Source organism: Pseudomonas sp. GD04058 (genome assembly GCF_029836855.1).
GTDB lineage: Bacteria > Pseudomonadota > Gammaproteobacteria > Pseudomonadales > Pseudomonadaceae > Aquipseudomonas > Aquipseudomonas bharatica.
The window spans coordinates 58593-71592 of the sequence record NZ_JAOECN010000018.1 but is presented as its reverse complement, the minus strand read 5'-3'; the positions used below and the strand labels follow the sequence as shown (position 1 = coordinate 71592).

Sequence of the window (13000 nt, the reverse complement as noted above, 5' to 3'; positions counted from 1 at the left end):
CCGATCACAACCTCACACTGGCAAACGTCGATTCGTTGCGCGCCTGGCTCAATGCCGCCATCGGCCCTGCCATCGGCGACAGCACCAGCGCCTGCGGAATCGGCATCATCGCCACCTGCTGCGCGGTATTCGAGCCGACACGCTCATCCCGCGGCGGAATGCCGAAGTACTCGCGGTAGCACTTGGAGAAGTGCGGGGTCGAAACGAAGCCACACACCGAGGCCACTTCGATGATCGACATCGGCGTCTGCTTGAGCAGTTGCCGCGCACGGATCAGGCGCAGCTTCAGGTAGTAGCGCGACGGCGAGCAGTGCAGGTACTTCTGGAACAACCGTTCGAGCTGCCGGCGCGAAACCGACACGTAGACCGCCAGTTCGTCCAGGTCGATCGGCTCTTCCAGGTTGGCTTCCATCAGCGCGACGATTTCCTGCAGCTTCGGCTGGTTGGTACCAAGCATGTGCTTGAGCGGCACGCGCTGGTGATCCTGCTCGTTGCGGATGCGCTCGTAGACGAACATTTCCGAGATCGCCGCCGACAGCTCGCGACCGTGGTCGCGGCTGATCAGGTGCAGCATCATGTCCAGCGGCGCGGTGCCGCCAGAACTGGTGAAACGGTTGCGGTCGAGGGTGAACAGGCGGGTGCTCATGCTCACCCGCGGGAAAGCTTCCTGCATCGCCGCCAGGCATTCCCAGTGGACGCTGCAATCGAAACCATCGAGCAGCCCGGCACAGGCCAGTGCCCAGCTACCGGTGCACACCGCGCCAAGACGCCGCGACTGACGGGCCTGGCCCTGCAGCCAGGTCACATGTTCACGGGTCACGGTGCGCTGGATGCCGATGCCGCCGCAGACGATCACGGTATCCATCGGTGGTGCCTTGTGCATGGCTGCGTCCGGGGTGATCTGCAGGCCGTCGCTGGCCCAGACCTGGCCGCCGTCCACGCTCAGGGTGTGCCAGCGGTACAGCTCGCGGCCGGACAGCTGGTTGGCCATGCGCAGCGGCTCCACGGCGGAGGCGAGGGAGATAAGGGTGAAGTTGTCCAGCAGCAGGAAGCCGATGGATTGGGGTGCGCGGGTCTGGGATTGGGTCCCGGCATTGTAAGACGTCATCGCGATCTCTCCTCACACAAAGCAGGTTGCGCCCCAGGCGTGGGCTCATTGTTGTTATGCACCCTGTCGACTCGATTGCAGGGCATGGCTTTGCTCTCGCAAATGCCGTGCCTGAAATTGAATGGCTATTCAATAAATCCTGAAAGCGACCTCGCGACCTGTCTAAAAAGCGCTTTGTATCAATATGAAATCTGCGCGGAAAGGCGCGGGCCAAAGCATGTCGGAATGTTTCGTGAGCAGTTCGGTAGCACCCTGATACGGGATGCCCAGAAACGACACCCGGTAGTGTCACCGCAAGTAGTGTGGGAAATGGTGACAGGCGGTATGAGAAGCGTCTGAGCCCACGCGCCAAAAAGCGGCGTGGGCTCGAAGGGATGTGCGAAAAGTGCGCAGCGGGATCAGCACTCGATGGCGCTGACCGCCAGGCCGCCGCGGGAGGTTTCCTTGTACTTGTCGTGCATGTCGGCGCCGGTGTCGCGCATGGTGCGGATCACCCGGTCCAGCGAGATGAAGTGATCGCCGTCGCCGCGCAGGGCCATCTGCGCCGCATTGATCGCCTTGACCGCAGCGATCGCGTTGCGCTCGATGCACGGCACCTGGACCAGCCCGCCGACCGGGTCGCAGGTCAGCCCGAGGTTGTGCTCCAGGCCGATTTCCGCAGCGTTTTCCAACTGCTCCGGCGTCGCCCCGAGCACCTCGGCCAGCCCTGCCGCAGCCATGGCGCAGGCCGAGCCGACTTCGCCCTGGCAGCCCACTTCGGCACCGGAGATGGACGCATTCTTCTTGCACAGGATGCCCACCGCCGCCGCCCCGAGGAAGAAGTCGACCACGCAGGCTTCACTGACCTTGTCGCTGAAGCGCATGTAGTAGTGCAGCACCGCCGGAATGATCCCGGCCGCGCCATTGGTGGGTGCGGTGACCATGCGCCCGCCGGCGGCATTCTCTTCGTTGACCGCCAGGGCATAGAGGTTAACCCACTCCATGGCGCTCAGGGTCGAGCCGATCACATTGGGCTTGCCCAGCTCCAGCAGGCTGCGGTGCAGCTTGGCGGCGCGGCGCTTCACATTGAGCCCGCCGGGCAGCGTGCCCTCGTATTTCAGGCCGTTCTCGACGCAGTCCTGCATGGCGCGCCAGAGCTTCATCAGGCCGGCGCGGATTTCCGCTTCGCTGCGCCAGACCTTTTCGTTTTCCATCATTAATTGCGACACGCGCATGTCGTTTTGCTTGCAGCGCTCGAGCAGTTCCGCCGCGCTGTTGAAATCGTAGGGCAGCACGGTGTTGTCGCTGTCCAGTACGCCGCTCGCCGCCTGCGCCGCATCGACCACGAAGCCGCCGCCGACCGAGTAGTAGGTGTCGCTGTGCAACTCGCCTTCGGCGTGCTCGGCAACCAGGGTCATGGCATTGGGATGGTAGGGCAGGTTCTCGTCCAGCAGGCGCATGTCGCGGCTCCAGACGAATTCGACCGGGTACCGGCTATCGAGCTGCAAGGTGTCTGTTTCGCGCAGTTCGGCGATGCGCTGGCCGATGGTCGAGGGGTCGATCGAATCGGGCCATTCGCCCATCAGGCCCATGATTACCGCGTTGTCGCTGCCGTGGCCGACACCGGTGGCGGAGAGCGAGCCATAGAGCCGTACTTCGATGCGCCGCACCCGCTCCAGCTCGCCCCGTTCACGCAGGCCCTGGACGAACAGGGCGGCGGCGCGCATGGGCCCGACGGTATGGGAACTGGACGGGCCGACGCCGATCTTGAACAGGTCGAACACACTGATGGCCATGGCCACGAACCTCCTGGTTGGGCAGGTGTGCGCCCCCCAGGACACGGGCGCCACAGCTGCTACGCTGACGGGGCGGCAATCCGCCGATTTCGCGCATCATCCGGCTTTTGGCGGCGCCCCTGTCGTCTGCAACCGACCCACTCTTGTCCAGCAACGCCGCCCCCCGGCGGCTGCCGAAAAGCGCCGTTTTTCGCGTCGCTCACGGGCTGAACGGGGGTTTCGCCGGGCCGAATAATCCATAAACGACCTCACCGGCACTGGAAGCGACCCTGCCTGTACTGGTTACGACCCACCCTGTAGGCGTTTGTTTTTCGCTGGTAGATGATCGTTATCGACTCGATTGCACGGCACTCGTCCCGCTGTCGTCCGGCAGCCGGCCCGACCGATGCACCAATAAAGCATGGCGGTCCATGGGACATCCGACAAAAACACTCAGGAGTCCGTAAATGAAAGGTTCACCCTCGCTGTTACTGGCCGCGTTACTGAGCATTCCGGCGCTGGCCCAGGCCGTGGAGCCTGAACAATGTCACACGGTCAACTTTTCCGATGTCGGCTGGACCGACATCACCGTCACCACCGCGGTGACCAGTGCAGTCCTCGAATCCCTCGGCTACAAGACCCGCACCACCATGATCTCCGTCCCGGTGACCTACAAGTCGCTGGCCGACGGCAAGAACATGGACGTGTTCCTCGGCAACTGGATGCCGACCATGGAAAACGACATCAAGCAGTACCGCGATGCCGGCACCGTGGAAACCGTCCGCGCCAACCTGGAGAACGCCAAGTACACCCTCGCGGTGCCGCAGTCGCTCTATGACAAGGGCCTGCACGACTTCGCCGATATCGCCAAATTCAAGAAGGAACTGGACGGCAAAATCTATGGCATCGAGCCCGGCAACGACGGCAACCGCACCATCCAGAGCATGATCGACAAGAACGCCTTCGGCCTGAAGGACGCCGGCTTCAAGGTGGTGGAGTCGAGCGAGGCCGGCATGCTGGCCCAGGTCAGCCGGGCGGAAAAACGTGAAGGCAACATCGTGTTCCTCGGCTGGGAACCGCACCCGATGAATACCCGTTTCAAAATGAAGTACCTCACCGGTGGCGACGACTACTTCGGCCCCGATTTCGGCAAGGCCACCGTCCTCACCAACACCCGCAAAGGCTACGTGCAGGAATGCGCCAACGTCGGCCAGTTGCTGAAGAACCTGTCCTTCACCCTGGACATGGAAAGCACGCTGATGGGCAACGTGCTCGACGACAAGATGAAAGCCGACGCCGCGGCGAAAGCCTGGCTGAAGAAAAATCCTCAGGTGCTCGACACCTGGCTGGCCGGTGTTACCACCGTGGACGGCAAACCCGGCCTGGAAGCCGCAAAGGCCAAACTCACGCAGTAAGCACGTCCCCGCGACGGCCATGACCGGCGCGGGGAGTTTTCGAATCCTTGCAGGTGGACGCTCGCTATCATGCTGATCGATCAAAAAATACCCTTGGGCCAGCACATCGCGGCCTTCGTTGAATGGCTGACCCAACACGGGGCCAATTACTTCGATGCCTTTGCCGCGGCGCTGGAATGGATGATCCACGGCGTGACCGGGGCCCTGACCTGGTTCAATCCCTTCGTCCTGATCGGGCTGATCGCGGTGGGCGCGCACCTGATCCAGCGCAAGTGGGCGCTCACCGCCTTCTGCGTCGCGTCCTTCCTGCTGATCCTCAACCTGGGGTACTGGCAGGAAACCATGGAAACCCTGGCCCAGGTGCTGTTCGCCACCCTGGTCTGCGTGGCCATCGGCGTGCCACTGGGCATCCTCGCCGCGCACAAGCCGATGTTCTACACCGCCATGCGCCCGGTCCTCGACCTGATGCAGACGGTCCCCACCTTCGTTTACCTGATCCCGACCCTGACCCTGTTCGGGCTGGGCGTGGTCCCCGGGCTGATCTCCACGGTGGTGTTCGCCATCGCCGCGCCGATTCGCCTCACCTACCTGGGCATCTGCGACGTGCCCCAGGAACTGCTCGACGCCGGCAAGGCCTTCGGCTGCTCGCGCCGGCAACTGCTGTCCCGTATCGAACTGCCCCATGCGATGCCGAGCATCGCGGCCGGTGTCACCCAGTGCATCATGCTGTCGTTGTCGATGGTGGTGATCGCCGCGCTGGTGGGTGCCGACGGCCTGGGCAAACCCGTGGTCAACGCACTGAACACCGCCGATATCGCCCTGGGCTTCGAAGCCGGGCTGGCGATCGTCCTGCTGGCAATCATGCTCGACCGTATCTGCAAACAACCCGATGTACAGGTAAGGGGTGAGGCATGAGCATCATTCGCTTCGAAGACGTAGACGTCATTTTCTCCAATCGACCGCGCGAGGCTCTCAGCCTGCTTGACCAGGGCCTTTCGCGGGAGCAGATCCTCAAGAAAACCGGGCTGGTGGTCGGCGTGGAAAAGGCCAACCTGGATATCAACAAGGGCGAGATCTGCGTGCTGATGGGCCTGTCGGGCTCGGGCAAGTCGAGCCTGCTGCGCTGCATCAACGGCCTCAACACCGTCAGCCGCGGCAAGCTGTTCGTCGAGCATGAAGGCTCGCACATCGATATCGCCCACTGCACCCCGGCAGAGCTGAAGATGATGCGCACCAAGCGCATCGCCATGGTGTTCCAGAAATTCGCCCTGATGCCCTGGCTGACAGTGCGCGAGAACATCAGCTTCGGTCTGGAAATGCAGGGCCGCCCTGAGAAGGAGCGGCGCAAGCTGGTAGACGAGAAGCTGGAACTGGTGGGCCTGGCGCAGTGGCGCAACAAGAAGCCCGACGAGCTGTCCGGCGGCATGCAGCAGCGCGTCGGCCTGGCCCGTGCGCTGGCCATGGACGCCGACATCCTGCTGATGGACGAACCCTTCTCGGCCCTCGACCCGCTGATCCGCCAGGGCCTGCAGGACGAGTTGCTGGAATTGCAGACCAAACTGAGCAAGACCATCGTCTTCGTCAGCCACGACCTCGACGAAGCGCTGAAACTGGGCAGCCGCATCGCCATCATGAAAGACGGCAAGATCATCCAGTACAGCAAGCCGGAAGAGATCGTGCTCAACCCGGCCGACGACTATGTGCGCACCTTCGTCGCCCACACCAACCCGCTCAACGTGCTCTGCGGCCGCAGCCTGATGCGCAGCCTCGACCAGTGCAAGCGGGTCAACGGCTCGGTATGCATCGACCCGGGCGTGGACTCCTGGCTGGACCTCGCCGACGGCGTGATCAAGGGCGCGCGCCAGGGCGCCAACGGCCTCGACCTGCAGAACTGGGCGCCGGGGCAATCGGTGGAAGCGCTGGGGCGCAAACCGACCCTGGTGCACGCCAACATCGGCATGCGCGATGCGCTGCAGATTCGCTACCAGACCGGCAACAAGCTGGTGCTGCAGGATGACAACAAGGTGGTCGGCATCCTCGGCGACAGCGAGCTGTATCACGCGCTGCTGGGCAAGAACCACGGCTGACCGTTGTGGCCTCATCGCTGCGGTGCGGCGGTCCGACAAGCCAGCTCCCACAGGTACTGCATACACCGTACCTGTGGGAGCTGGCTTGCCAGCGATGAGGCCCTGAAGAACAACACAGGATTTAGCCTATCCTCAATCGCGTGCCCCCACCCAGGACAACCCGCACGCGATGAACAAACCCACCACCCGGCGTCTCGACCTGCGCTTCCTGATGCTGGCCTTCGCCATCTTCTCGGCCCTCGCCACCCTCGCCAACAGCCTGGTAGTGGCCTACGGCGTGCAACGTGACGCGCTGATCCACGCCACCCTGGAAGCCAACCATGCCTATGCGGCAAAGGTTGCCTCCAGCATCGGCGCCTTCCTCAAGTCGGCCCATGCGCACCTTGGCTACAGCGCCCTGCAACTGGCCGAAGACTTCGACAACCCACGCCTGCTTCACGCCGAAGCCCGCCGCCTGCAAGCCCAGGACGAAGACTTCAATACCGTGGTCATCACCGATGCCGGTGGCAAGGTATTGCATACCCATCCCGAGAACGTACTGGCCACCGGCAGCAACCTCGACTCCGAGGAGATCCGCCGCGCAGTGGAGCAGCACCGGCCGCTGATCAGCCACGCCTACGTCTCCGCTACCGGCAACCTCATGGTGTTCATCTCGCACCCGGTATTCGCCGCCGACGGCAGCTTCCTCGGCGTGGTCGGCGGCGCCGTGTACATCCGCAAGGACAGCGCCCTGAGCACGGTGGTTTCGCAGCACTTCCACCACGACGGCACCTTCGCCTTCGTCGCCGACAAGCACCGCCGGCTGCTCCATCACCCCACCACCGAACGCATCGGTGAAGTGCTCAAGAGCAGCGCCACGGTGGATGCCGCGCTACGCGGCGAGAGCGGCAGCATGGCCGTGGACAACTACCTGGGCGTGCCGATGCTGGCGGGCTACGCACCGGTCGCCAACGCCGATTGGGCGGTAGTGGCCCAGCAGCCCCGGGCCATCGCCCTGTCCACCCTTGGCAAGCTGATGCAGTCGATGTTCCTCGACCTGCTGCCGGCCAGCATCATCGGCCTGCTGCTGTTGTGGATCGGCGCGCGCTGGATCACCCGGCCACTGCAACAACTGGCAGACAACGCTACCCATCTGTCGCAGCCGCAGACCATCGACGAACTGGGGCGGATCAAGGCCTGGTACAAGGAGCCGGCGGCCATTCGCCAGGCGCTGATCACCAGCGTGCAGCTACTGCACCGCAAGATCGGCCGGCTCAGCGAGGAGGCGCAGAGCGACCCGATGACCGGCCTGGCCAATCGCCGGGCCATGGATGCGGCACTGGAGTTGCTGGACCAGTCCGGGCAGCCCTATGCGGCCCTGGCCCTGGATATCGATTTCTTCAAGCGGGTCAACGATACCTATGGTCACGACGCCGGCGACATCGCCCTGAAGCAGGTGGCTGCAATCATCGCCGGGCATTCTCGCTCCGGCGACCTGGCCTGCCGCGCGGGCGGCGAGGAGTTCGTGCTGTTGCTGCCGGAAACCAGCCTCGCCGAGGCCGGCACCATCGCCGAACGCATCCGCGCCCAGGTCGAAGCCAGCGAAGTCCCTGGCGTCGGCTTTATCACCCTGTCCATCGGCGTTGCCTGTCGCAGCCCGCAAGCCGACAGCGCTGCCGAGGTGCTCAAGCAGGCCGACGACAATCTCTACCGGGCCAAGGAGAGCGGGCGCAACCGGGTGGTCAGCTAGCAAGCCCCGCCAGGGCCTGCCGTGCCACTTCACGGCCCTGGCGCAGTACATCCTCCTTCCATTGCGGCTCATCGACATAGAAGGCATCCCGCAGTTGCTGCTTGATCCTGCGCCGCTGCGCCGCGCCAGCCTGGGGATTGTTGTGCAGCCACTGTTCGGCGCGCAGGGCGTCGAGTACCTGCTCGCCGGGCAGGGTGCCGTATTCCAGGGTCAGCCCGGTGAATTCGGCAGGCGCGCATTCCTCCAGGGCGCTATAGACCATCAGCCCGGTCAGCGGCACCGAAACCGACTGGCCGTCCTGCGACGAACGCACCGCATCGCCCCACCAGCGCCGCGCCCGTGCCAGCATCGGCGAGTCGCCCGGGCCGGAGTAGATCCGCTCGCCATAACCCTTGGGCCCCAGCCCGGTGTGGATATCCAGCCACACCAGGTGCGCGCAGGCGCGACCATGGCGGCGCAGGATTTCGCGCAGGGTGCGGTTGCTCCAGGTAGGCGCGGTGCCGGTGTAGAACAGCCCGTCCGGGTGACTGGATTGCCCGCCGGAAATGGCCTTCTGCAAATGCTTGCGCCCCCGCCTGGCCAGCTTCGACAGCAGGCGCAGGCGGTTGCCCAGCGACGGCGGCCATTGCCGGGGGATCATCACCGGGTGCAGCGCCGCGTAGTCCGGGTTGGGCGCGCAGGGCTGGCTGAAATCGCGGAAGTTGCGGTTCAGGTCGACGTTTTCGTGGGTCCAGCGGCGTAGCCAGGAAAAGCCCCAGGGATTGGCCGCATGCACGAAGACCACGGCGCAGCGCGCCTCGCCGGCCAGGCGCAGGAAGTCGCGATCTCGCAGCAGATCGATCTGCACGGCGGAGCCGCAAAAGCCTTCGACCCCGTGGCAGCCGCTGGTTATCAGCAGTACATGTTCTGCATCGGCCGGGCCACTGCGGGCCACATCGACCGCCAGTTCCTCGCCGGCACTGCCGGGCAGCGGATGGGTATAGGACTCCACGGGCAGGTCGAGGGCGGCACAGGCCTGGAGGAAGGTTTGCCGTGCCTGGGCGTAGGTCTGGGAGAAACAGTCAGCGGAGGTCATCGCGGCTCCTGGGGCTTTTCGCGGGATGAGTCTGGCCCGCAGGCCGCCCGTGAAGGCCGGCCCGCAAGCGGGGAAATGGAATCGGGAAAGGCTGGGGATCAGTTCGGCTGCAACGCGGCCTCGATCCGGAGCTCGTTCGCCTGCAACTGCTCGCGGGTGCGTTGCGGCCGCACCAGCCAGAACGCCAGCGCCGTGGACGCGAGAATCGCCACGCCGATCAGCACCAGGGACAGCTCGAAGCCACGGGCAATATCGTCGCCCTGCCCCGCCACCATCTGCCCCACCAGCCAGGGCGCGAGCATGCCGGCGCTGGTCAGGCCGCCGATATGGATCGACAGCATCGAGCCGCGCCGGGCATCAGGGGCGATAAAGGCGACGATGGTGTTGGCAAAGGTCGGCAGCACGTTGATCAGCACCGCCCCGGTGGCATACAGCGCCAGGGTCGCGGGCAGATGGCCGTGGGCCTGGGTCAGGGCAACGAAGGCCAGCCCGGCGCCGAGGCAACACGCCAGCGGCAAGGCCACCATCGCCCGCTGCACCGAGGCGCCCCGGGCCAGCGCGCGCTGGGACAGGGCCGACACCAGGAGGTTGCAGAGGATCACGGCGAGGGTCACCGACATCACCGTGTAGCCCGACTGCATCGGCGCCATGCCCAGGCCCTTTTGCAGGTACAGCGGCACCCAGCTGTAGATCAGCGCATTGGGCAGGTAGCCGACGAAGCCGAGCAGGGTGATGCCGAGGAAGGTGCGGTTCAGCAGCAGCCGCCGATAACCGGGAAGCGGCCCGCTTGCCGGTTGCCGAGCGGCATCGGCATGGCTGCCTTCGCGCCCGAACGCCAGCCACAGCAGCATCCAGGCGAACCCCAGCACCGCCAGGCCGGCATAGGCCAGGCGCCAGCCGACCTGGGCGATCAGGAACGGCAGGCTGACCGCCGCGAAGATCGCGCCGAGCATGATCGACACCTGGATCAGCGAGGCCGGCATTACCCGCTCGGTCGGGCCAAACCATTTGAAACAGGCATGCTGGGTCACCGCCGTACCCGGTCCGGTGCCGGCACCGAGCATCAGGCGGCTGATCACCAGGGCCATGAAGCTGCTGCTGACGCTGACCAGCAACTGCGACACCATCCACACCAGCGACATGCCCACGAGGATCCAGCGGCTGGGAAAGCGGTTGGCCAGGAAGCCCACGGCTACGCCGGACACCGAATAGAGAAAGAAGAACGCACTGCCGATGAAGCCGAACTCGGCCGGGGTCAGTTTCAGTTCGTCGATGATCTGCGCGCCGGCGAAGGCGAAGATGCTTTTGTCCAGCACGCTGATGACCATCACGCTCATCAGCAGGACCAGCACCAGGTTACGTCGGGAGAACAGCATGCACGGGTTCCTCCATGGGTCAGGCGGGCAGGATGACGCAGGCGCCGGGCGACGGATAATCATCTATCGGCATGCTTATCAGGGTTGGTTATCGAGGGGTGAGCGCAGGGTGCTCGGGTGCTTGAAGGCGTAGACAATGTCATCGACCATCATCTGGGTTTCCCGGGTCATCAGTTCCGGCGGGCGGCACACCAGGGAAATGTCGGTGCCCGGCACCCGTTCGGCGATCGACAGCATGTCGAGGTTGCCCGACACCACCGGCAGGTCGAACACCCGCCGCGACCAGGAACTGACGGCATCGGTGGTGGCCGCCAGCTCGGCGTAAAGCACCACCGAAGCGCACACCAGGATGCGCTGCGGCGGGGTCACCCCGCACTCCTCGAACATGCGCCCGGCCAGCGAGCTTTCCAGGGTATCGGGCAGCAGCCATTCCAGATCCAGCAGCTCGGCCAGCGACCTGGCCTTCGATAACGGATGCCCCTTGCGCACGGCCAGGGTGGTGGGCTGGGCATACAGCTCGTGCCACTCGAAGCCCTCGACACTGCGCGACGGCGGGTGCGACGTCAGGGCCAGGTCCAGCAGGCCCTCGCGCAACCCTTCGAGGAGCTTGGCCGGACGCAGCTCATGGATCTGCAACTGCACCTTCGGGTAGCGCTTGCGGTAGCTGAGGATGCAGGCAGCGAATTGCTGGCTGGGCGTCACCGGCGACACGCCGATGGTCACCTGGCCGTCCATGGTGCCCTTGAGGGTCTCGATCTCGTCCCGGGCACGGCGCACTTCCTCCACCACCAGGCGCGCGCGGCGCACCAGGTGCTCGCCATAGGACGTGGCGGTAATACCGCGGTTGGAGCGCACCAGCAGCGGTACGCCGAGCTCCGACTCCAGTTCCTTGATGCTCTTGGACAGGGCCGGCTGGGAAATATGCAGCAGGCGCGAGGCCTCCTGGATGCTGCCACTTTCGCAAATGGCGACGATGGCACGCAGTTGATGCAACTTCATGGGCATTCACCAACAACGGAAAAAGGCGCCATACAACAGCGTTCGCGGCGCAAAGCCAAGCCCCGCCGCGATCACCGGTCGCCTTAGCGAATCCCTGTAGCGCGCAGCGCGTTCGGGGTGAAGTCCTTGCTCGACGCGTTCTGCGAAAAGTCGTAGCTGCCCTTCTTCTCCTCGTTCCGCAGCCCCGACACCGTGTAGCGCCCGCTGAGCACGTCGTAGTGGGTTTCGGCGGTCAGCCAGGGGAACTGCTGGTCATAGAAGAACCGCGCATGCCCTTCGGAAACCCGCCACAGGTTGCCACGGCCGTCATAGGCGTCCGCCTCGGCGATCTGCCAACTGTCCTCGTCGATATACAGGTCGCGTTTGCTGTAGATATGCCGGCTGCCGGGCTTGAGGGTGGCAACCACATGCCAGACCCGGTGCAGCTCGTAGCGGGTGTGGTCGGGGTTCAGGTGGCCCGGGCGGATGATGTCGTCGTACTTGAGCTTCGGCGAGTCGAGGGCGTAGCTGTTGTAGGGAATGTAGATTTCCTTCTTGCCCACCAGTTGCCAGTCATAGCGGTCCGGCGCGCCGTTGAACATGTCGAAGTCGTCGTAGGTGCGCATGCCTTCGGCGCCGGGGCTGTCGTAGCCGACCTGCGGGGCACGCCGCACGCGACGCTGGCCGGCGTTGTACATCCAGGCCATGCGCGGCTCGGCGACCTGGTCGAGGGTCTCCAGGACCAGCATCACGCTGCCCGCCCGGCGCGGCGGCGAAAGCACTTCCTGGCGGAAGTAGAACAGGATGTTCTGCATCTTCTGCGGGTCGTAGTCCGTCAGGCCGAAGGGGAAGGCGAACTGTTCCTTCATCATGCTGACGGTGTAGGCACCGTTGTCCTGCGGGTTCATCTGCGCGGTATTGCGCAGGATCGACACGCCGCGGTAGCGGGTGATGTGGTTCCAGATCACCTCCAGGCCGTTCTGCGGGATCGGGAACGGGATCGCCATGTCGAAGTCCTTCAACCCGTTGCCGCCCTCGGCCAGGGTGGTACGGGTGGCATTGGCGCGCACCGCCTCGAACACTTTCGGCGGCAAGGTGACGCTGCGGTGCGTGGTGTACACCGGGATGCGGTAGGTGTCGGGGAAGCGCTTGAGCATCGCCAACTGGCCCGGTGTCAGGCGCGCCTGGTACTGCGCGGCATTCTGCGCGGTGATAACGAACAGCGGTTTTTCATTGGCATAGGGGTCGGGGACAAAACCGCCGGCATCCACCGCGCCGGTGCTGGCGGGCAGGCCGCCGCTCCAGGCCGGGATGTTGCCGTCGGCGTTGCCGGCCTTCTCGGCCCCGATGGGCGTGAGGTCCTTGCCCAGGCGCGCGGCATCCTGCTCGGACACTGCGGCCATCACCTGGCTGGCCAGCAGGCCCAGGGCCAGGCAACTGCTGCGGATCAACGCTTTGCGATTCATGCTGTGCTCCAG

At 64.7% G+C, this 13000-nt stretch carries 10 protein-coding genes; 4 read left to right on the top strand and 6 right to left on the bottom strand.

The window, feature by feature from the left end; all coding sequences use genetic code 11:
* Positions 1–4: 4 nt before the first annotated feature.
* Complete coding sequence (locus tag N7650_RS16290; protein ID WP_009396911.1) at positions 5–1108, bottom strand: GlxA family transcriptional regulator; 1104 nt, start codon at positions 1106–1108, stop codon at positions 5–7.
* A 398-nt stretch (positions 1109–1506) separates the two neighbouring features.
* The gene (locus N7650_RS16285) at positions 1507–2883 is read right to left on the bottom strand and encodes an L-serine ammonia-lyase (protein WP_064301218.1); all 1377 of its coding nucleotides are present in this window, start codon (positions 2881–2883) and stop codon (positions 1507–1509) included.
* A 446-nt stretch (positions 2884–3329) separates the two neighbouring features.
* On the opposite strand from N7650_RS16285, the gene N7650_RS16280 reads away from it, so the two are divergent.
* The 4 genes from N7650_RS16280 (at position 3330) to N7650_RS16265 (ending at position 8093) form a co-directional block, all read left to right on the top strand.
* Positions 3330–4277 (top strand): choline ABC transporter substrate-binding protein, encoded by a 948-nt coding sequence (locus tag N7650_RS16280; RefSeq protein WP_009396909.1) that lies wholly within the window; start codon positions 3330–3332, stop codon positions 4275–4277.
* 66 nt (positions 4278–4343) lie between these two features.
* Positions 4344–5192 carry a choline ABC transporter permease subunit gene (choW, locus tag N7650_RS16275; RefSeq protein WP_170395228.1) on the top strand — a complete coding sequence of 283 codons (849 nt, stop codon included), beginning with the start codon at positions 4344–4346 and terminating at the stop codon, positions 5190–5192.
* Positions 5189–6364: a choline ABC transporter ATP-binding protein gene (gene choV, locus N7650_RS16270; protein ID WP_009396907.1), complete on the top strand. Its 1176-nt coding sequence runs from the start codon at positions 5189–5191 to the stop codon at positions 6362–6364. Before choW ends, choV begins: the two co-directional genes overlap by 4 nt.
* A 169-nt stretch (positions 6365–6533) precedes the next feature.
* A complete protein-coding gene (locus N7650_RS16265) occupies positions 6534–8093 on the top strand; it encodes a sensor domain-containing diguanylate cyclase (protein WP_279899100.1) in 1560 nt (519 codons plus the stop codon).
* Here the strand turns inward: N7650_RS16265 and N7650_RS16260 are convergent.
* From N7650_RS16260 to N7650_RS16245, 4 genes are all read right to left on the bottom strand, one after another.
* A complete protein-coding gene (locus tag N7650_RS16260; RefSeq protein WP_279899099.1) occupies positions 8086–9168 on the bottom strand; it encodes a M14 family metallopeptidase in 1083 nt (360 codons plus the stop codon). The two genes, N7650_RS16265 and N7650_RS16260, sit on opposite strands and share 8 nt — an antisense overlap.
* 98 nt (positions 9169–9266) lie before the next feature.
* A complete protein-coding gene (locus tag N7650_RS16255) occupies positions 9267–10544 on the bottom strand; it encodes an MFS transporter (RefSeq protein ID WP_279899097.1) in 1278 nt (425 codons plus the stop codon).
* Between the two features lie 78 nt (positions 10545–10622).
* Positions 10623–11543 (bottom strand): LysR substrate-binding domain-containing protein, encoded by a 921-nt coding sequence (locus tag N7650_RS16250; RefSeq protein ID WP_279899095.1) that lies wholly within the window; start codon positions 11541–11543, stop codon positions 10623–10625.
* Between the two features lie 83 nt (positions 11544–11626).
* Positions 11627–12988 carry a DUF1329 domain-containing protein gene (locus N7650_RS16245; RefSeq protein WP_009396901.1) on the bottom strand — a complete coding sequence of 454 codons (1362 nt, stop codon included), beginning with the start codon at positions 12986–12988 and terminating at the stop codon, positions 11627–11629.
* Between the last annotated feature and the right edge of the window lie 12 nt (positions 12989–13000).

Coding starts and splice junctions, on each gene's coding strand:
- N7650_RS16290 (WP_009396911.1), bottom strand. CDS start 1,108: ATGACGTCTTACAATGCCGGGACCCAATCCCAGACCCGCGCACCCCAA.
- N7650_RS16285 (WP_064301218.1), bottom strand. CDS start 2,883: ATGGCCATCAGTGTGTTCGACCTGTTCAAGATCGGCGTCGGCCCGTCC.
- N7650_RS16280 (WP_009396909.1), top strand. CDS start 3,330: ATGAAAGGTTCACCCTCGCTGTTACTGGCCGCGTTACTGAGCATTCCG.
- choV (WP_009396907.1), top strand. CDS start 5,189: ATGAGCATCATTCGCTTCGAAGACGTAGACGTCATTTTCTCCAATCGA.
- N7650_RS16265 (WP_279899100.1), top strand. CDS start 6,534: ATGAACAAACCCACCACCCGGCGTCTCGACCTGCGCTTCCTGATGCTG.
- N7650_RS16260 (WP_279899099.1), bottom strand. CDS start 9,168: ATGACCTCCGCTGACTGTTTCTCCCAGACCTACGCCCAGGCACGGCAA.
- N7650_RS16255 (WP_279899097.1), bottom strand. CDS start 10,544: ATGCTGTTCTCCCGACGTAACCTGGTGCTGGTCCTGCTGATGAGCGTG.
- N7650_RS16250 (WP_279899095.1), bottom strand. CDS start 11,543: ATGAAGTTGCATCAACTGCGTGCCATCGTCGCCATTTGCGAAAGTGGC.
- N7650_RS16245 (WP_009396901.1), bottom strand. CDS start 12,988: ATGAATCGCAAAGCGTTGATCCGCAGCAGTTGCCTGGCCCTGGGCCTG.